20 protein-coding genes are annotated in these 18,648 nt (G+C 34.0%); 6 read left to right on the plus strand and 14 right to left on the minus strand.

Features of this window, described 5'->3' with window-relative positions:
* Nucleotides 1-74 precede the first annotated feature (74 nt).
* A complete protein-coding gene (gene pckA, locus NIL_RS00465; RefSeq protein WP_187647708.1) occupies nt 75-1,652 on the plus strand; it encodes a phosphoenolpyruvate carboxykinase (ATP) in 1,578 nt (525 codons plus the stop codon).
* Nucleotides 1,653-1,665: 13 nt separating this feature from the next.
* Here pckA and NIL_RS00470 read toward each other — a convergent pair whose 3' ends face one another.
* The 14 genes from NIL_RS00470 to rpsU all read right to left on the minus strand — a co-directional run bounded on the left by NIL_RS00470 (nt 1,666) and on the right by rpsU (nt 13,441).
* Nucleotides 1,666-3,333 (minus strand): potassium channel family protein, encoded by a 1,668-nt coding sequence (locus NIL_RS00470; protein WP_197972092.1) that lies wholly within the window; start codon nt 3,331-3,333, stop codon nt 1,666-1,668.
* A gap of 37 nt (nt 3,334-3,370) precedes the next feature.
* Nucleotides 3,371-3,751, minus strand: a complete 381-nt coding sequence (locus NIL_RS00475; RefSeq protein ID WP_187647710.1) for a DUF6394 family protein — start codon at nt 3,749-3,751, stop codon at nt 3,371-3,373.
* A 75-nt stretch (nt 3,752-3,826) separates the two neighbouring features.
* Nucleotides 3,827-4,408 (minus strand): hypothetical protein, encoded by a 582-nt coding sequence (locus NIL_RS00480; protein WP_187647711.1) that lies wholly within the window; start codon nt 4,406-4,408, stop codon nt 3,827-3,829.
* Between the two features lie 12 nt (nt 4,409-4,420).
* Nucleotides 4,421-5,692, minus strand: coding sequence for a SagB family peptide dehydrogenase (locus NIL_RS00485; RefSeq protein WP_187647712.1), 1,272 nt, complete (start codon nt 5,690-5,692; stop codon nt 4,421-4,423).
* The gene (locus tag NIL_RS00490) at nt 5,673-5,987 is read right to left on the minus strand and encodes a DUF309 domain-containing protein (RefSeq protein WP_187647713.1); all 315 of its coding nucleotides are present in this window, start codon (nt 5,985-5,987) and stop codon (nt 5,673-5,675) included. The genes NIL_RS00485 and NIL_RS00490 overlap by 20 nt, the downstream gene beginning before the upstream one ends.
* Nucleotides 5,988-6,068: 81 nt before the next feature.
* The gene (locus NIL_RS00495) at nt 6,069-6,737 is read right to left on the minus strand and encodes a Crp/Fnr family transcriptional regulator (protein WP_187647714.1); all 669 of its coding nucleotides are present in this window, start codon (nt 6,735-6,737) and stop codon (nt 6,069-6,071) included.
* Nucleotides 6,737-7,441: a succinate dehydrogenase/fumarate reductase iron-sulfur subunit gene (locus tag NIL_RS00500; protein WP_187647715.1), complete on the minus strand. Its 705-nt coding sequence runs from the start codon at nt 7,439-7,441 to the stop codon at nt 6,737-6,739. Before NIL_RS00500 ends, NIL_RS00495 begins: the two co-directional genes overlap by 1 nt.
* 58 nt (nt 7,442-7,499) lie before the next feature.
* A complete protein-coding gene (locus NIL_RS00505; RefSeq protein ID WP_187648528.1) occupies nt 7,500-9,107 on the minus strand; it encodes an FAD-dependent oxidoreductase in 1,608 nt (535 codons plus the stop codon).
* Nucleotides 9,107-9,565 (minus strand): outer membrane lipoprotein, encoded by a 459-nt coding sequence (locus NIL_RS00510; protein ID WP_187647716.1) that lies wholly within the window; start codon nt 9,563-9,565, stop codon nt 9,107-9,109. Before NIL_RS00510 ends, NIL_RS00505 begins: the two co-directional genes overlap by 1 nt.
* Complete coding sequence (locus tag NIL_RS00515) at nt 9,562-10,503, minus strand: D-2-hydroxyacid dehydrogenase (RefSeq protein ID WP_187647717.1); 942 nt, start codon at nt 10,501-10,503, stop codon at nt 9,562-9,564. Before NIL_RS00515 ends, NIL_RS00510 begins: the two co-directional genes overlap by 4 nt.
* 25 nt (nt 10,504-10,528) lie before the next feature.
* Nucleotides 10,529-10,951: a secondary thiamine-phosphate synthase enzyme YjbQ gene (locus NIL_RS00520; protein WP_187647718.1), complete on the minus strand. Its 423-nt coding sequence runs from the start codon at nt 10,949-10,951 to the stop codon at nt 10,529-10,531.
* Nucleotides 10,952-12,211, minus strand: a complete 1,260-nt coding sequence (gene purT, locus NIL_RS00525; RefSeq protein ID WP_187647719.1) for a formate-dependent phosphoribosylglycinamide formyltransferase — start codon at nt 12,209-12,211, stop codon at nt 10,952-10,954.
* A 73-nt stretch (nt 12,212-12,284) separates the two neighbouring features.
* Entirely contained in the window at nt 12,285-13,016 is a 732-nt protein-coding gene (locus NIL_RS00530) for a TOBE domain-containing protein (protein ID WP_187647720.1), read from the minus strand.
* Between the two features lie 212 nt (nt 13,017-13,228).
* Nucleotides 13,229-13,441 carry a 30S ribosomal protein S21 gene (rpsU, locus tag NIL_RS00535; RefSeq protein WP_187647721.1) on the minus strand — a complete coding sequence of 71 codons (213 nt, stop codon included), beginning with the start codon at nt 13,439-13,441 and terminating at the stop codon, nt 13,229-13,231.
* A 210-nt stretch (nt 13,442-13,651) separates the two neighbouring features.
* Here rpsU and NIL_RS00540 point away from each other — a divergent pair, with 210 nt between their 5' ends.
* From NIL_RS00540 to NIL_RS00560, 5 genes are all read left to right on the plus strand, one after another.
* Entirely contained in the window at nt 13,652-14,677 is a 1,026-nt protein-coding gene (locus NIL_RS00540; protein WP_187647722.1) for a cytochrome-c peroxidase, read from the plus strand.
* Between the two features lie 87 nt (nt 14,678-14,764).
* Nucleotides 14,765-15,784: an aldo/keto reductase gene (locus NIL_RS00545; RefSeq protein WP_187647723.1), complete on the plus strand. Its 1,020-nt coding sequence runs from the start codon at nt 14,765-14,767 to the stop codon at nt 15,782-15,784.
* Between the two features lie 286 nt (nt 15,785-16,070).
* Complete coding sequence (locus tag NIL_RS00550; RefSeq protein WP_187647724.1) at nt 16,071-16,724, plus strand: recombinase family protein; 654 nt, start codon at nt 16,071-16,073, stop codon at nt 16,722-16,724.
* Nucleotides 16,725-16,727: 3 nt separating this feature from the next.
* Nucleotides 16,728-18,170 carry a cytochrome c oxidase accessory protein CcoG gene (gene ccoG, locus NIL_RS00555; RefSeq protein WP_187647725.1) on the plus strand — a complete coding sequence of 481 codons (1,443 nt, stop codon included), beginning with the start codon at nt 16,728-16,730 and terminating at the stop codon, nt 18,168-18,170.
* Between the two features lie 107 nt (nt 18,171-18,277).
* Complete coding sequence (locus NIL_RS00560; protein ID WP_187647726.1) at nt 18,278-18,628, plus strand: NifB/NifX family molybdenum-iron cluster-binding protein; 351 nt, start codon at nt 18,278-18,280, stop codon at nt 18,626-18,628.
* Nucleotides 18,629-18,648 lie beyond the last annotated feature (20 nt).

The following is an 18,648-nucleotide window of genomic DNA, read 5'->3' on the forward strand; positions in this document are numbered from 1 at the left end:
CAATTGTTGCAAATGTTGCATAAGAGTGCTACAATTTGATTACAAAATTTTTAAACTTTAAAAAGGCTTTAAAAATGAAGATAAATGATTTTGACAAACTAGGATTAACTGGTGTCAAAAACGTATATTATAATCTAGACTTTGAGGAGCTTTTTAAACATGAGCTCAAACAAAAAGAGGGGATTGAGACAACATTAGGTGCGGTGGCAGTAGATACCGGCATTTTTACCGGACGTAGTCCAAAAGACAAATATTTCGTAAAACAGCCGCCAAGTGAAAAATATATTGCCTGGGGCGAAATAAATCAGCCTATCTCCAAAGAGATCTTCGACGAACTTTTCGAAAAAACCAAACAATATCTATCAAACAAAGACCTCTACATTATGGATGCCTTTGCTGGCGCTAGCGATAAAAGCAAAAAAAGAATTAGAGTTGTTACGGAGATAGCTTGGCAGGCTCATTTTGTTAAAAATATGTTTATAAGACCTACCCAAGAAGAGCTTAAAGACTTTTCTCCAGATTTTACGATGTATGTAGCCGCCGATCTTAAAAATGAAAGATGGAAAGAGCATGGCTTGAATTCTGATGTTTTCATAGTTTTCAATATTGAAGAAAATGTGGCAATTATAGGCGGGACATGGTATGGCGGCGAGATAAAAAAAGGTATATTTTCTATGATGAACTACTGGCTACCGTTAGAAAATAAACTTTCTATGCACTGTTCCGCAAATATAGGTGAGAAAAATGACGTAGCTCTGTTTTTCGGTCTTAGCGGTACCGGAAAAACAACTTTGAGTGCCGATCCTAACAGACGCCTTATAGGCGATGATGAACACGGATGGGATGAAGAGGGGGTTTTTAACTTTGAAGGAGGTTGTTACGCTAAAGTTATCGGCCTTGATGCTGAAAAAGAGCCTGATATTTATGCGGCTATAAAAAGAGATGCGCTTTTGGAAAACGTGGTTGTTGACGAAAAAGGAAACGTAGATTTTGATGACTCTTCTAAAACCGAAAATACAAGAGTTAGCTATCCGATATACCATATTTGTAAACATAAAGAAGATCTAAAAGGTCCTCATCCTAAAAATATAATATTTTTAAGTGCCGATGCATTTGGTGTTTTACCACCGGTTAGTAAGTTGACAAAAGAGCAGGCTATGTATTATTTCTTAAGCGGATATACCGCAAAAGTCGCTGGAACCGAAAGAGGAATCACTGAGCCTGTAGCAACTTTTAGCGCATGTTTTGGCGAAGCTTTCTTGCCCCTTCATCCTACGGTATATGCTAAACTTTTGGGAGAGAAGATAGAAAAATATGATGTTAATGTATATCTTGTTAATACAGGGTGGACAGGTGGTCCTTATGGGATTGGAAAAAGGATGAGTCTTCCAGCTACAAGAGCCTGTATAAATGCTATTTTGGATGGTTCTATTAACGATGCAGAGTTTGATACTCTTCCTATCTTTAATCTTGCTATGCCTAAATCGATTAAAGGTATAGTTCCTATGATTTTAAATCCAAGAAATACTTGGGAAGATAAAGAAGCTTACGATAAACAGTTAAGACATCTAGCCGAACTTTTTATCAAAAATTTTAAAAGATATGAAAATACTGGAAACTTTGATTACTCAAAGGCAGGTCCTCAACTTTAAACTAAAACGGCGCTCATGTAGCGCCGTTTTGACCCTCTTTTAAAAATAGAGAATATATTCCAAAAATCTTCTCTTTTCCTGTCAAGATATAATTTAACTCATAATAATTATTGGCAATATACTCTAAATCTTCTATACTTTCATTGTCTGATGCTATTAGCAGTTCATCATCAGGTTCAATCTTGAGATCTTCATCAGGTAAGAGGTAGATTTTATTTTTTCTTTTTAACAACAAAAAGACTACTTTTGTAGATTTAGTATAGTCTTCTCTTGAGCTTTTTAGATGATATAGTCTTATATCCATACCATTTTTGAGTTCTTCATAAAGAGCGTAGGCGTTGTCTCTAGTTAGTTTCATTTCGGTTAAGATAGGGTTTTCTCCTATCGTTTTTTTAACTATATCTACTACTTTTTTACCCCATTCATCATCTTGAAGACGAATAAGTTTTATAAATCTGTTAGCAAGTGGTTTAGCAATAAAATTAAATGTAATATCTGCTAAAATTTGTTCAAGAATATAGACTTTATCGATTCTTGCTGCTTTAAAAATACTTACGTCATCAAGGCTGTTTTCTCTAGCTATAGTGTATATGTTAGGATTTAACTTTTTAGCGGTTGATAGAATAGTCAAATTTATAAGATCATCTTTTGTAGCGGCAATTATGGCATTTGCTTCTTTGATACCAGCTTTAAGTAAAGTTTCTATATCTTCGGCATCTCCATAAATAGAACTCTGTTTCTCTTGCTGATATCGTTCTGAAACTATATCTATAAATACAGTCTCTATTCCAGCTTTTTTTAGCCAATATTCTAATGCATGTCCCATCCTGCCGTATCCGCATATAATATATTTGCCGTGAGGCAGTACTTCCCTTTTTCTAATCTTTAAAATATGACCAAAAACCCACATTTCCAAAATCCATATATGGGGTTTGGTTAAGGCGATATATATTCTTTTAGAGATTATTTTAAATGGATTTTCTATATGTTTAATACCTATATTTTGTAAGTGTTCGGTATGCTCTTTTGTTGTAGATTTTACTATTACATTGATTCTTTTATTTAAAAGTTTACTTAAAAGAGCAACTTTGGCGTTTTTTGCGTCATCTTCAAAAAGCGCAATAACCGCACGGCAATTTTTTTTATGAATACCGGAAATTTTAAGAATATTTGGATCTGTAGCCTCTGCAGCTATTGCTGGAACTTCAGGATTGAAACTTTCTAGTTCTAGTTCGTTTACCTTCTCTTCGTTTTTATCTATTACTACTACTCTTATTCCCTCTTCGTTTAGTCGATGAATAATATTTTTTGTAACGTTGTTATAACCGAGAATGATAATAAACTCCTCAGTTAGAGCTTCTACTTTATTTTTATATTTTGTTATAGCTATTTCACGAGCAAGTTTTTTGTCTTGTATAAGGGCTATAATAGTACCTATTCCGTAGAACCAGCCAACTACGGTTAGATAGATACTTGCGCTTACCCACATTCTTTGCGGATAGGTAAATTCGTAGGGTGTTTCTCCAAAGCCTATGGTAGTCGCCATATAGCTTACAAAATAGAAGGCATCGAAAAAGTTCATGTGGTAAGGATTTCCGTTTGTGTCTTTTCCTTCTATGAGCATAAGTCCTAAAATGGAGATAGAAAAAGTTATGATAATTACTAAAAAAGGTATCCGCATTCTACGGATAATGATCCACGCTGAATTGGACTGCATATTACCTCTTAGATTTTAGAGTATCGCCGATGAAAAGAAGTACTGAAACTATATTTGCTAAAAGAGCTCCTCCCGAGAGGGATATTATAGCGGTGGTAGCCTCAACGTTAAGACCTCCAAAGGAGTGTTCTGCTATAGCCCAGACGCTAGCACTTGCTATTAGTTGAATATCAGCTACTAAACTTGTTGCTAGTAGGACTGAACCAAGTTGAGTTTTGTCGCCAAATTTTAAAATCGTGGCGATTAGATTGACTATGATAGCTGCAAAAAGCTCATAGGCGCTATGTTGTTCAATAATCGTTGGATCTCCGTAAAAAAAACCAAAATTTAATGTCATTGCCAAAATAAAAAAGAATCCAGAAAGAACTTTTTGAATATTCATCAATTTCCTTTTAAGGTTTTATCAATCTGTATAGTTTAAGACGTGAATGCTTATTCTTTAATTAAAAGAGATAGATTAGCCTTTGTATTCTAGAACGTTTTTTTGGTTGATTAACGAAAGAAGCATCTCTTCTTGCTCTTTAGTGAAATTGCCGCTACTTAGGGCATCTATGAGTTTTTCCGCCATTTTGGCCTTTATCTCTTTCTCTTTTATCTCCTTTTGGAGTCTCATTTTTTCTCTCTCAATGGATATTTTATTTTCTTGATATTTTTTAAAGAGGATATATATAAGTATGAGCACACCAAAACCCAAAATCGCAAAGAGAATTACAGCTGTTTTGGTAATGGAGTTGGCTTCAGATTTTGCTTGAAGTTCAAGTTTAGTCTTTTCAAGTTCTCTTTGGCTCTTTATCTTCTCCATCTGTACTTTGGCTTGAGACTCTATTTTTTTAGTTTCGATAGCCTTTTTCATCTCAATCATGGCTATCTCTTTTTTTGTTTTAGCCTCTATTTTACTATTTTTTTCCGATATTATTTCGGCGCTTAAAATCTCATTTGCATATCTCTGTTTTTTGTTGTCTAAAACTATTGGTTTTTGGTTTGTGTTTTCACATCCTGAAATAAAAAAGGCCATAATAATAAAAAGTAGATATTTCATGACCGCTCCTAATTATTTGCCAATTGCTAATGCGTATAATACCATATCCTCGCTATGTAAAAAATTTTTGACATCATCATCATAGTATGCTCCAATTCCACTGCATCCTATCTGAAGATATTCGCTTGAAAGATAACATCTCTGTCCTATGATCCCGGCTTTTTGGTAGAGAGACTGATAATTGTTTCCATTTGATGTGAGAAAAAATGTAACTGCACTATCACCACCTAGAGCTTGCTCAAGACACAAATATCTAGCTATTTGGCTAAAGTCTCCCTCTTTAAGTAACTCTTTGTTTTTATAAAGACCTTGCTTCATACCTAAAACTTTGTTGACTATATAATAGATTTCAACTTTTTCATCGCAATCAGAGGGTATTGGTTCGGTTATAGTTTGGTATATATACTCAAACTCTTCAGATTTAATAGGTAACTTAGAAAATTTTCTAATGCTTCTTCTATTTAAAATAGTCTCATAAAATCTCTCTTTGTGGAAGTTGAATTTAGGAAATCTATACTCTTTTTTGCAACCTGTTAACATTAAACTCTCAAGATAACTTTTTTGGATGACTTCATTTGTCTCAAAAGTTTCTGTAGGATCAACGAAGGGTAAATTTAGATCAAAAAAATTAGTCTCCTTTTTTTGAGGTATTCCAACTTTAGCGCCGGATAGAAAAAACTCTATATCTTTAAATCCAAACTTTTCATTCAAAACTTTTTTATCAAAATCGTATAAGATAAAAAAAGCGTGTTCATAAAGATGGCAACTTGCTTCCAAAGCCCCAAGAGCATGCCCCGTATCTAAAAGAGTGTACCTAAATGCTCTTGAAGAGTATTTCCAGCTTGAGCGAAAATATATAGATGAAAAGAGAAACAAAAAACCTTTTATCATTCTTTTGTCTTTAAGATGAAACTCTACTCCCTCTTCATCTTTTATCTCATATAAAAGTCTTACTCCGTTTTCGGCAGGCGACAAATGGTAGATCCCATTTTTAAATCCTTTTACATCCCTTGCTTGAAAATAGATTTCTACAGGGTAGAGAGCTCCGGCGCTTGGAACAGTTCTTAAGTAGTATTCAACTCCGGGATAGACTTTTTTTGCTGTTATGCCACCTATAAGATATATAAATCTATCTATTTTTTTATCTAGATCTAGTCTTTTAAGAGGAAAAGAGTTTGGATAAATTTTAAAAGTTTTAGGCATTTTGGACCATTCAAGTTGGCGTGCACCACTTCTTACAGATAGATATGTATGCTTTGTAGCTTCATGATAGGAGTTTGGCATAGTTTGATTCCAAAACTGTTTTTATTTTTTTAAAATTTCCAATATTTTCAGATGAACACTTGTTAATATAAACTATATATTTTTGATAATTTCCCCAAACTTTCCTTGCCTGTGCCTCTTTACCTCTTTTTATTAATTCAAAAGATACTGAAGCATTTATAAATGCTTTTAACAGAAGAATATCTGGATTTTTGTCTTTTCTGTTTGGAAACCATACCTCTTCTAAAACTTCATGAGCATCATAATATTTTTCTTTCTCTATAAGTTTTATGAAAAGTTCACATCTTTTATCCATTTGTAGCCTTTTTTTGGTTCATTTTAGGCTAATTTGATGCAATTTTGTATTATTTTCTTATTTAAAAGAGAGGATTTAACTCTATTTTATCTGTAGTTTTTCCAAAAGTCCTTCAATATTTTTAAGAGTTAGTTTTTTTCTTTCTACTTGCAAAATTCCATCTTTTTTCAATTGCTGAATATGTCTGTTGACAACATGCCTAACGGTGCCTATAAGACTTGCTATCTCTTCATGAGGGAGATCATGAATCAGTTTTAGCTTACCACTGTTTTTTAAATCTAGATTTCTTAAGAAGAGTTTTATAAGCCTGGTTGATGTATCAAACAGAGATAATTCAATAGCCAGGTTTTCCAGATTTCTCAGATTTTTTGCGATATATGGCATAAATATTTTGTTAAATTCAGGATTTGAATATATTAGATTTCTGATTGTATCTATCTCAATTTCGAAAACTTTGCAATTGTCTAGTGCATAAGTTAATACTTCATGCGGTTTGTTGTCCAAAAGGGGTATGATGTCAAACATATCTCCTGATGAAAGTATATGTATAGTTTGCTCTTTTGCATTTTCAGGATTTATTTGGGAGACTTTTAGCCTTCCTTCTAAAATGATATAAAAATATTTTAGTGTATCTTCCGAATTTAAAGGGCAAGAGCCTTTTATAAACTCCTTTACTCTTCCGTTTTGTTTGAACGTAGTAAAGAGATTTTCCTGTAACTTTGAAAAAACCGGTAAATTCTCTATATTCATCAAAAATCCAATCCGAAACTTCCAAAATTTGCAATATTGGGATTTTGATATCCAAATTTTGTAGCCCAGCTTTGAAGCATCATTATATCTGTTTTAGGGTCTATTCCTTGTGGGCATACTTCTGTACAGTTGCCGCAAAGAGTACAGTCCCAGATACCATTTTGTAAAATAGCTTCGATTTTCTCTTTTTTCTTTGTTTCTCTTTTATCAACTACATATCTATAGTTTCTTGTAAGTGCAAAGGGGCCTAAAAAGTCTGGATTTGTCTCAAAAACGGGGCAGGAACTATAACAAGAAGAGCAAAGGATACAGTCGCTTTGCTTCTTTGTCATTTTTTCATCTTCTTCATCCATAGAAACAATGTTTTGTTCTAAAAGATATGATTTGGCCTTTTTTAGAGTCTCTAGTGGTTTTTTCATATCAACTATTAAATCTCTTACAACTTCAGAAGCTTTCAATGCTTCTATCTTATCGCCATCTTTAACTCTATATTCACAGGCTAAGACCTCTTTTTCGTTAACTCTAACTGCACAACTGCCGCAAACTCCACTTCTACACCCTTTTGAAAAGGTTAATGTGGAATCAAGTTTACTTTTTATGTGTTCGAGTGCTTCTAAAAGTGTCAAACCCTCAGGTATCTCATAGCTCATAAAGATGGATTTTGGTTCGAAATGAGGATGATACCTTCTTATTTCGATTTTCAAAAATACTCCTTAATCATTTGTATTTTATAAAATATTACTAAAATTTTAATCAAAAAGGCTAATTTTTAACCTTCTCAAAATCTGCGCACAAAACGCCGTCCTCTTTCCAAGTAACTGTATGGGCAAGAAATTTCTCATCATCTCTTTGAGGATAGTCAACTCTAAAATGAGCCCCTCTACTTTCATTTCTGCTTATTGCACTCACAAGTATTGTTTCTGCAAGCTCTATCATATTCCCAAATTCTATAAACTCTATCAAGTTTGTGTTGTAAAGTGGTGATTTGTCTTTTATTCCCATAAAAGAGAGTTCTCTTTGCATCTGTTTAACAACTGACAAAACACCTTTTAGTCCCATCTCCTCTCTGTAAACACCTACATTTCTATAAAATATTTTGCTTAAAAAATCTCTTTTTTCATAAAAATCGATTTTGTTTGGAAAACTGAAAACTCCTTTTATAAAATTTGCATCCATCAAGGTTTTTTCATAGAATTTATCTTCTACCACACTCCCTTTTGCACTCTTAGCTGCATTTTTGCCGGCAAACTTGCCTAGAACCACGATTTCTAGTAGTGAATTTCCTCCTAGTCTGTTTGCACCGTGAAGTTTTGCATTGGCACACTCTCCGACGGCGTAGAGGTTTTCCACTGATGTTTCTAGATTTTCATCCACATCTATTCCACCCATAGTATAGTGGGCTGCAGGTTTGATAGGGATCGGCTCTTTTAAAGGATCTACCCCCTCATATATAATGGACAATTTTCTTTCTTGAGGTAAATTTTTTTCTATAAACTCTTTTCCTAGATGGCGAATATCCAAAAATACCTCGTTTCCTTTTTCTATCTCATTGTATATGGCTCTTGAAACTTCATCTCTTGTTAAAAGCTCATCTACAAATCTCTCACCTTTTTGGTTTATCAAAAATCCACCAGCCCCCCTGGCAGCTTCACTTATTAAAACTGAACTTTTTTTAAGAGCGGTCGGATGAAACTGAATAAACTCCATATCGCTAAGGCGACATCCCGCTCTCAAAGCTGCAGATAAACCGTCACCTGTTGCATGAGATGAATTTGTGGAGAAATCTTTATATATTTTAGAATATCCGCCTGTTGCAACTATTACGCTTTTTGATAGAATCTGTTTTACTTGAGATGTTTTTATATCCAAAAATGTGGCACCCTTGACTCTGTTTTCTTCAACTATGAGATTTAGCAAAAAGCTTTCATCCAAAAACTCTATACCCTCTTTTATAGAAAAATCATAAAGCGTATGCAATATCTTAAGACCTGTATAATCTTGAGCGTAACATGCCCTTGGAGCATATGAGCCACCCAATTTTCTTTGTGCAATTTTTCCATTTTCTCTGCTAAAAGGTGTTCCTATAGAATCAAGCCATTTGATCGCTTTTGGAGCCTCTTTACAAACATACTCGACTACTCTTTTGTCGGCAAGCCCTGCTGAAGAGTTCAAAGTATCTTCGATATGAGAGAAGATTGTATCACCATTTTCGCTCAATACCGCATTTATTCCCCCTTGAGCCATGGAAGTTTGGCTTCTTGTAGGATAACTTTTGCCTGCTACCAAAACTTTAGCTCCCTCCTCTTTGGCGCTTAAAGCTGCGCTTAGTCCGGCACCTCCTGCACCGATAACCAAAACGTCATATATCATCACTCAACTCTTTCGTTAAAAATGGGAGCAATTCTTACAATTCTGTTTCCTTTTACATAAACCATTACTCTATCTCCTGGCCTTAGCCAGTAAGGATTTTTTTTGTCCAATCTAATTACTGTAGAAACTTTTTGTCCATTTTCAAGATCTACTGTTATCTCTTGTCCTAAATCTTTGTTCAGGTTACTGCCTACTATACCTCCGGCTACGGTACCTGCTGCAGTGGCTAGATCTTTTCCTTTTCCTTCGCCTATTTGATGTCCTATTATAGCGCCTACGATTGCCCCCAATATCATACCGCCGCCATCGTCTTGTATCTCAATCGTTCTTGTATGAACAACTGTTCCCTTATAATTTATCATTACTTCGCCAACATCCGCTTGAGTATAGCCTCTTTGCGCACATCCGCTAAATAAAAAACCCGCAATTATCAAAAAGCTAAAAAGTAATTTTTTCAAAACTTGCTCCTTTTTATAAAATCTTCTATATTTTTTGCAATTCCCATAATAAGTCTATCTCTAGCTTCCATACTTGTCCAGGCTATATGAGGTGTTATCAAGAGTCTATCTTTATCTTTTACAAAATTTAGGGGACTATTTTCGTCTAACGGCTCCTTTTCAGTTACATCGAGTCCAACAAAAATCTTTTTTTCATCAAAAATTTTTGCTAAATCCTCTTCGTTTATTATCCCCCCTCTTCCTAAATTTAAGAGTACTGTATAGTCGTTTAATCTATGTAGATTGTTTTTATTTAATAGATTTTTTGTTTTATCGTTTAAGGGAGCGTGTATTGAGATAATATCGCAAGTACAAAGAAGATTGGTTAAGGGCACCTGTTTATATTTTTCGTCAAAATTTTTTCCGCTTGTGGAATAGTACACTACATCGCATCCAAAGCTTTGGGCAACTTGTGCCACTCTTTTGCCTATAGTACCAAGTCCTATTATGCCCCATCTTTTATCATGAATCTCGAAAAAAGGCCTGTCAATACAGGTAAAAATCTTTGAACGGCTCCATTTGCCGCTTTTTACGTAATCGTCATAATATTTTAGTTGTTCGATTAGGTAAAACGCCATTGCAAAAGTGTGTTGGACAACACTCTCTGTTGAGTAGCCTACAACATTTTTTACCTCGATACCCTTTTTATTTGCATACTCTATATCGACGTTGTTCATACCTGTTGCTGCAACACAGATAAGTTTTAGATTTTTTGCACTATCGATAGCTTCTTTGTCGATTACTACCTTATTCGTTATAATAATTTCTGCATCTTGGATTCTTTCTCTTTTTTCGTTATCGCTAGTGGTTTCATATATTATTAACTCCCCAAACTCTTTTAAGATGTCTAGATTTACATCGTTGCCTACCGTTTTTGCATCAAGAAATACTATTTTCATAAAACTCCTTTAATATTTAAAACCTTTATTCTCCGATTATTGTTGCGAAGATATGTCTGTTGGAGGGAAAATCTCTATGCTCGCAAAGATATATTCCCTGCCATATCCCTAAAACGAAGGTTCCGTTTTTGACAGGAATAGTTAATGAGTTACCGTACAAAGAGCTTTTAATATGTGCCGGCATATCGTCGCTACCTTCTAGTATATGAGTATAATATGGTTCGTTTTCCGGTACAATTTTATTGGTAAAACTTAAAAAATCTCTTCTTACACTAGGATCGGCGTTTTCATTTATAGTAAGGCTTGCACTGGTGTGTAATAAAAAGAGATGGCATAATCCTTTTTCGAACTCATTTAACTCTTTTAGCTTTGATAATATCTCCTCGGTAACAAGGTAAAAACCTCTAGGATAGGTTTTTAAAACTATCTCTTTTTGAAATATTTTCATCTATTTTCCCAAAAAAATATTGGCGATTTTTTTGAAAAATCCGCAAGACTCTTGTTCCTCTTCTTGTTTAACTTCTTGCACAACGCTTTTTGTGAAGTCCTCGTCGCTTATTTTTTCTATCAACTCTTTTGCTCTTTCAAGAGCTCTTTTTGGCTCGCCCATCGTTAAAACTACAGCCATTCTTCTGCCTTCATGGGACTCTGGCTTTCCAAATATTCTTACGAAAGAGTCTTTGGAAAAACACTCATCGGCAATATCTAATACAGGATTGAAACTTTCGCTTTTGGCTTTATATGCCGCACTAGCTCCACCTATATATTGAACGAATGCCAAAGGAAGGTTGAGTATGGCTCTAACATGCAGGGCAAATTCACTTTGACTTTGAGTTATCATAGTAACCATTCCAGTATCGTGAGGTCTAGGACTCACTTCACTGAAATATACCTCATCTCCTTTTATAAATAGTTCAACACCAAAAATACCTCTTCCGCCAAGTCCGTCCGTTATTTTTTTTGCTATCTCTTTTGCTTTCTCTTTTGCGGTTTTGCTCATCTCCATAGGCTGCCAGCTATAGATATAATCTCCATCTTTTTGTTTATGTCCTATAGGTTCGCAAAATACTATCTCGTTATCGTTTCTTGCTGTAAGTAAAGTGATCTCATAATCAAAATAGATAAACTCTTCTACTATAAGTTCGCTTGCGTCGCCTCTTGCTTTTTTTGCTATTTCAAAGCACTGTTCTAGTTCTGCTTCAGAGCGAGCTATGCTTTGGCCATGTCCTGAAGAACTCATTACCGGTTTTATTACACATGGAAAGCCGATCTCTTTTGCCGCCTCTTTTAACTCTTCTAAACTTTTTACAAATCTGTATTTGCTTGTTTTTAGATTTAACTCTTCGGCGGCAAAAACTCTTATATTTTTTCTATTCATTGTTTTATTTACGGCTTCAGCGTTTGGTATCACGTTGAAACCCAATTTTTCGGCTTCGAAAAGCGCTTCTATGTTGATAGCTTCAATCTCTGGAAGTATATATGTAGGTTTTTCTCTTAAGATTACCTCTAAAACCTGCTCTTTGTTTTTCATATCTATTACATAACTTTTGTTTGCTACAAGATGTGCAGGTGCGTTTGGATATCTATCTACGGCTATTACTTCTATTCCTAACCTAGTAGCTTCTATGGCGACTTCTTTGCCGAGTTCTCCGGAGCCAAGAAGTAAAAATTTGATGGAGTTGTGCTTTAAAGGGGCGCTAAATCTCATCTTCTATCCTTTTGTACAAATATTAGAGTAGTTTGAATTTTTGATTATTATACATTTTTTGCCTTAAAAGATGTCAAACTCCGATTAAAATATCTTCGGGATCTATTTGGGCATATATTTCATCTTCAATATTTAGATTGCATCTTTTTGTTAAGACATTTAAAGTATATCCGTTTTGAGTTTTGAGAGTAAGTGTAGAGTGTTGTTCGCTGTGTTTTATTTCTGTGACTCTAGTTTTTAGAGAGTTATATTTTGGTTCATCATAAATTTTTATAGATGTGGACTTGATAATCGCTATAACCTTATCTCCTTCTTTTAACTCAAGTTCGTTAGCGGCCGAAACCGTGATTTTTGAAGTTAACGATAAAGAGTCTCTTAGAGTCAAGAATATCGTACATACATCATTTTCGAAAGAGATCTTTTCTATCTTACAAAGAAGTCTGTTTCTTGCGCTTATTTTGACGCCGAAAACTCTTTTATCGAAATTTTCTAGACTCTCCAAAAAATCTTTATACTGTTTTTTGAGTTCTTCGAAATCTTTTATCAATCTTTTACCATACTCTGTAAGGCGACTTCCTCCTCCGCCTTTACCTCCGCTTACTTTTTCCAAAATTGGTTCTTCGCTAAGATTATTCATGATTTCAACTGCATCCCAAGCAGCTTTGTAGCTCATTTTCATTGCGCGAGCAGCCTTACTTATGGAGCCAAGTTTTTCGATATTTTTAAGAAGTTCGACTCTCCCAGAACCAAGAAAGTTTTTCCCATCTTTTTTTATCCAAAATCTTCCTTCGATTTTGCCTTTCACAATCTATCCTATCTCAATTAAAATATAAACCCGGTTTTGCAATAAAGTCTTTTGCAAAGTCCGGGATAAAGAGAGGCACACGTTGTTACTACGCAGTATATCAAAATATACAATAATGATACAAATAGGCTTTAAAATAGTAAAAAGATTATGTTTACAAATTAAGAGGTTGTTTTTGTGGATATTCAAAAGGGCGTTTTGCCCTTTTGAGATTACAGACGAGACTCGTATCGTCTGAGCATATAAAGTCGTTTGAGCATCTTTTTTCTTGCAGCGATTTTTTCCTTTTTTCTTCGTTCCGTTGGCTTTTCATAGAATCTTCTTGCTCTTGCCTCGGTAACGATAAGGTTTCTATCTACCTGCTTTTTAAAAAGTCTGTAAGCCTCCTCAAACGACTGGTTAGGCTTTACGAGGATGCCAGGCATACTGACATCACCCCCTTTCTTCGTTAAAATAGACTGTATTATATCATAATTTAAAATTCAAAGTATATAGCGCTATTAGAGCGATTTCATATCTCGTCAAATCCGGCTAAGCAAAATATGTAACTTATCACTGGAAAATAATTATTAATTAAAATTTAATATTTATATTGATACAATATCAACAAATCTAAATTATAAGAAGGAGGATAAATGAAATTTTTAAAAGGTACATTAGCAATAGCTATAGGATTAAGCGTGAGTCTTAGTGCAAGCGACGTTCTTATTGATAAAGCTAAAGAGGCTGGATTGAAGCCTATTCCTAAAGAGGTTATGGAACTTATAAAAACTATTGACAATCCAAAAAACAGACTTACAAAAGCGAAAGTAGAGCTTGGTAAAAAGCTCTATTTTGATCCTAGGCTCTCTAAAAGCGGTCTTATCAGCTGTAACACATGTCACAACTTAGCAATAGGCGGTGATGATAATGTTCCTGTAGCTACTGGTCATAAATGGAGAGGCAATCCTCATCATCTAAATTCACCTACAGTTTATAACGCCGTATTTAACGATAGACAGTTTTGGGACGGAAGAAGTCCCGATCTTGAAGATCAAGCGACAGGTCCAATACAAGCTCCGCCTGAAATGGATATGAAAGCTGAAAATGCGGTAAAAGTTGTAACATCAATTCCAGAATATAAAAAAGCTTTTAATGAGGCTTTTCCTGGCGAAGAGATAACTATAAAAACTATAGGTAAAGCTATAGGGGCTTTCGAGAGAACTTTAGTTACTCCAAGCAGATATGATAAGTTTTTGCAAGGTGACAGTAGTGCATTAACTAAAGAGGAAAAAGAGGGTCTTAAAACATTTATAGAAGTGGGATGTGTAAGTTGCCATACAGGAATCGGTCTTGGCGGAAGCATGAAACCTTTTCCTGTAGCTGGAAAATATAAGTATGATAATTTGGGTGATTTTAAAGGGGATAAAAATGGGATGGTAAAAGTCCCAACTCTTAGAAATATCTTAGAAACAGCACCATATTTTCATAACGGTGCAACTTATGATATAAAAGAGGCTATAGCTATAATGGGCGAAACTCAACTTGGTAAAAAACTTAGTAAAAAAGAGATCAACTCAATTGCTACATTCTTCAATGCTTTAACGGGTAAAAAACCAAAAATAGAATATCCCGTGCTTCCAGTTGAGACGGCTTCTACTCCAAAACCTAATTTAGATTGATAAAAAGCGAGGTCTTCTCTCGCTTTTTTATCTTCCTTTAATTCCACTTTAGCCACAATTGTTTATATCAAAACTATAGGGTTTTAGATGGAATATAGATATATAGGTAAAAGTGGACTTAGAGTAACTACTATTTGTTTGGGAACAATGACCTTTGGCTCCTCAACAACAAAGGAGGAGGCTTTTATAATAATGGACAAAGCGTACGATTTTGGTATAAACTTTTTTGATACGGCAGAGCTTTACCCTGTTCCTCCAGATAGCAAATATGCTGGGGTAACGGAGGAGATAGTTGGTGAATGGATGAAAACCAAACCAAGAGATTCCATTATACTTGCGACTAAAGTAGCTGGTGCAGCAAGCGGATGGTTTGTCCCACCTATTAGACACGGACTTACCGCAATGGATAGATTTCATATAAAAAGGGCTGTTGAGGGTAGTTTAAAAAGATTAAAAACAGATTATATTGACCTATATCAGATGCATTGGCCGGACACTATAGTGCCTATTGAAGAGACAATGAGAGCTTTTGATGACTTAGTAAGAGAGGGTAAAGTTAGATATATAGGTACTTCGAATGATACTGCTTATGGACTTACAAAATCTTTGATGGTATCAAAATATGAAGGTTTGGTTAGATTTGAGTCAATCCAAAACAATTTTAGCATACTAAATCCTAGATTTTTTGATGAACTAGAGACGGTATGCAGAAAGGAAAATGTATCTTTGCTTCCTTATTCTCCTATTGCAGGAGGGATTTTAAGCGGTAAATATAACCAAAAATTTATACCCGAAGATGCTAGATTTAGCAACTACATAAAACATCCAAACAGAAGAGTAAGAGTACACGCTAAAAGATTTTACAACGAAAAGACCCTAAAAGCTACCGAGATGTTTTTGGAAGTTGCTAAAAAGTACGATATAAATCCTGTAACTTTAGCTGTAGCCTACTCCAAACATTTTGATTTTGTCGCTTCTACCATTATTGGAGCAAGGAAAGTAGAGCAGTTAGACGAGTCGCTTAAAGCTGTGGATATAAAACTTAATCGTGATATACTCAAAGATATAAAAAGAGTGCAAGAGAGTATTCTTTATCCGATGGGGTAAATTATTAAAGACTATTGATTCGTTACGAGTGAAGGTGTAGGGGATAAAGGGTACGGTAAAGGATGAAGGTTGAAGGAAATTAAATTTAATTTCCAATTCCATATTTCATGACAAATAACTATGATTACACTCTTCACATTCTGTACTAATCTTACTCATCTCTTACCTCACAACTGACGAAAAAAATCAAAAACATATTGACTTTTTTCGCCAAATTAATGTATACTACTGTAACAATAATATGACATTATATTTTTTATAGTTTTAACTTATGAAAGAGTCAAGTATGAATTATGTTTATTTAAGAACTCAAAATAGTAACTACTCTATCGCGGTTCAAGAAAATAGTATCGATGAATATGTGTTAAGAAACAATTTAATCATTGATGAAAAAAAAGTAGAAGTCACTCCTTATTCACAAAGCATAGATGATAGAAAGGATTTTATAGAGTTTTTACAATCACTTAAAGATGGAGACAAACTCTTTATTTACGATTTATCTGTATTTAGTATGAAAGTTGGTGAAATTGTAAAGATATTAAACTGTATTTTCAAAAAGGATATAGATATTTTTATAAGTAGATTTAATATAAAACTAAATTATAATACACAATCTAAAATAATAATCTATCTTTTAAACGAAGTTAGAGAAAACTGCAAAAAGATCAAAAAAAGAAGTACAGGAAGACCGAAAGGAAGTCTTTCAAAATCTAAGTATGATATGTATAGAGAAAAAATTATAACTCTTTTAAAGGAGGGGAAAAGTGTTAATGAAATTTCAAAAATTTTAAACGTAAGCAGATCGTCTCTTAGAGACTATATCAGTTCTAGAAACTTAAAAGAGCTTGCTGCTACAGAGGGAGAGGTGAAAAGAGAGGGGGAAATTTTCATTCTACCTAAAAGCGAATGTAAAATATTAAGAAACTCAAATAAAGGATAAAAAATGGCTACAGTATCAGTAGGTGCTGAATCAAAAAAAAATAAAGCAAAAGAGTATCTTAAAAACTGGATACCGTATAGATACAAGCGATACTTCTTTTTTGCTTTTGTTACCGTTATCTCACTAGTTTTGCCGTGGATTAAGATAAATGGCAATCATTTTTTCTTGCTAAACTTTGACCATAAACAGCTACATCTTTTCTTTGTCAGATTTGATATGCAAGAGCTTTATCTTATGCCTTTTTTACTATGGATTCTCTTTTTCGGGATCTTTTTTATTACTACTCTTGGAGGAAGAGTTTGGTGTGGCTGGAGTTGTCCTCAGACTATATTTAGGGTGATCTATAGGGATTTGATAGAGACAAAACTTTTACATCTTAGAAAGAGAATATCAAACAAGCAGATTGAGCCAGATATGAGTAAATTTGAAAATAAAATAAAAAAAGTTATAGCTATTTTACTCTGGTCAACTCTTGCATTTATAGCAGCTGCAGATTTTATTTGGTATTTTGTTCCGCCGGAAGATTTCTTACAATATGTTCAAAACCCGGGTGATCATCCGATACTTATGGGTTTTTGGATCGGTACAGCACTGTTTTTGATAGCCGATGTAGTATTTATGAAAGAAAACTTTTGTATATATATCTGTCCTTATGCAAGGGTCCAGTCGGTACTTTATGATGAAGATACTTTTCAGACGGTATATGATTATAAAAGAGGTGGACGTATATATGATGAACATGGACATTTGATAGTTCATAACAAGAACGAGTTGAAAGAACAGAGTGAAAATGCTGAGTGTACACTATGTGAATCTTGTGTAAAGGTGTGTCCAACTCATATTGATATACGTAAAGGTATGCAGCTTGAGTGTATAAACTGTCTTGAGTGTGCAGATGCTTGTACTAAAGTAATGGGAGCTCTTGGAAAAGAGAGTCTTGTTAGATGGACAAGCTATCATGCATTAGAGACGGGAGAAAAAACAAGAGTATTTAGATTTAGAATCGTTGCTTATATAGTTATGCTAACTCTTGCATTTGTAGCCTTGTTTTATATGGGTAGTAAAAAAGAGCATATGCTTCTTAATATCAATAGAACGAGTCAACTTTATAAGATAGAACAAAATGGGGTAGTGAAAAACTCTTATGTGTTTTTATTTCAAAATACTGAAAATGAAAAACACAAATACTATTTCGAAGTTGTAGACAATAAAGATATAAAAATAGATAGACCTAAAAAGCCGTTTGACGTAATTCCTGGTAAAAAAGTGAAAAAAGTGGTTATATTGTATACTGATAAAGCATTGGTAAAAGATACCAAAAAAGATACGCCTATCCCTATTACTATAAGAGCCTATGCTGTAGATGATCCTAAAATAAGCGTAACCAGAAAGACAATATTTGTATTTCCAAGATGGGATATATATCAAAAAAAAATAAATAAATAAAAATCATTAGTCTAAAGGTCATTGGTCATTAGTGATGAACATATTTGTTTATCGCTATTGATTAATGACAAATCTATAGTCTGTTTTTAAAAGATAAGGAGAATGAAATGCTAATAGCTTTACCTGTAAAATTTGACAAAGAAAATCCTCCTATTTCTCCGTTATTTGGACATGCTAAATATTTTGCTTTTATTGAAGATAATAATATTGAAATAAAGCCCAATCCTTATGATGGCGGTATAAAAGTAGTAGAGTGGCTTTTAGATAATGGAGTTGATACTGTTATTACGCAACATATTGGGTTAAAACCTTTTGTGATTTTGTCAAAAGAAGAGATTAAATGTTACTATCCGGGCGAAGGTAGAGTTTTGGTAAAAGATGCCGTTGAGTCTTTTAAAAAAGGAAATCTTGAACAGATAAACGAAAACAATATAGAAAAATTTATAAGACATAAATAAGTTAATTTGAAGTTTGAAGT

This window comes from Nitrosophilus labii (assembly GCF_014466985.1).
In the GTDB taxonomy this organism is placed as follows: Bacteria; Campylobacterota; Campylobacteria; order Campylobacterales; family Nitratiruptoraceae; genus Nitrosophilus_A; species Nitrosophilus_A labii.

What these genes read in the sequence shown, in the direction of transcription:
- pckA (WP_187647708.1), top strand. Translation starts at nt 75, where the DNA reads ATGAAGATAAATGATTTTGACAAACTAGGATTAACTGGTGTCAAAAAC.
- NIL_RS00470 (WP_197972092.1), bottom strand. Translation starts at nt 3,333, where the DNA reads ATGCGGATACCTTTTTTAGTAATTATCATAACTTTTTCTATCTCCATT.
- NIL_RS00475 (WP_187647710.1), bottom strand. Translation starts at nt 3,751, where the DNA reads ATGAATATTCAAAAAGTTCTTTCTGGATTCTTTTTTATTTTGGCAATG.
- NIL_RS00480 (WP_187647711.1), bottom strand. Translation starts at nt 4,408, where the DNA reads ATGAAATATCTACTTTTTATTATTATGGCCTTTTTTATTTCAGGATGT.
- NIL_RS00485 (WP_187647712.1), bottom strand. Translation starts at nt 5,692, where the DNA reads ATGCCAAACTCCTATCATGAAGCTACAAAGCATACATATCTATCTGTA.
- NIL_RS00490 (WP_187647713.1), bottom strand. Translation starts at nt 5,987, where the DNA reads ATGGATAAAAGATGTGAACTTTTCATAAAACTTATAGAGAAAGAAAAA.
- NIL_RS00495 (WP_187647714.1), bottom strand. Translation starts at nt 6,737, where the DNA reads ATGAATATAGAGAATTTACCGGTTTTTTCAAAGTTACAGGAAAATCTC.
- NIL_RS00505 (WP_187648528.1), bottom strand. Translation starts at nt 9,107, where the DNA reads ATGATATATGACGTTTTGGTTATCGGTGCAGGAGGTGCCGGACTAAGC.
- NIL_RS00515 (WP_187647717.1), bottom strand. Translation starts at nt 10,503, where the DNA reads ATGAAAATAGTATTTCTTGATGCAAAAACGGTAGGCAACGATGTAAAT.
- NIL_RS00520 (WP_187647718.1), bottom strand. Translation starts at nt 10,951, where the DNA reads ATGAAAATATTTCAAAAAGAGATAGTTTTAAAAACCTATCCTAGAGGT.
- purT (WP_187647719.1), bottom strand. Translation starts at nt 12,211, where the DNA reads ATGAGATTTAGCGCCCCTTTAAAGCACAACTCCATCAAATTTTTACTT.
- rpsU (WP_187647721.1), bottom strand. Translation starts at nt 13,441, where the DNA reads ATGCCTGGCATCCTCGTAAAGCCTAACCAGTCGTTTGAGGAGGCTTAC.
- NIL_RS00540 (WP_187647722.1), top strand. Translation starts at nt 13,652, where the DNA reads ATGAAATTTTTAAAAGGTACATTAGCAATAGCTATAGGATTAAGCGTG.
- NIL_RS00545 (WP_187647723.1), top strand. Translation starts at nt 14,765, where the DNA reads ATGGAATATAGATATATAGGTAAAAGTGGACTTAGAGTAACTACTATT.
- NIL_RS00550 (WP_187647724.1), top strand. Translation starts at nt 16,071, where the DNA reads ATGAATTATGTTTATTTAAGAACTCAAAATAGTAACTACTCTATCGCG.
- ccoG (WP_187647725.1), top strand. Translation starts at nt 16,728, where the DNA reads ATGGCTACAGTATCAGTAGGTGCTGAATCAAAAAAAAATAAAGCAAAA.
- NIL_RS00560 (WP_187647726.1), top strand. Translation starts at nt 18,278, where the DNA reads ATGCTAATAGCTTTACCTGTAAAATTTGACAAAGAAAATCCTCCTATT.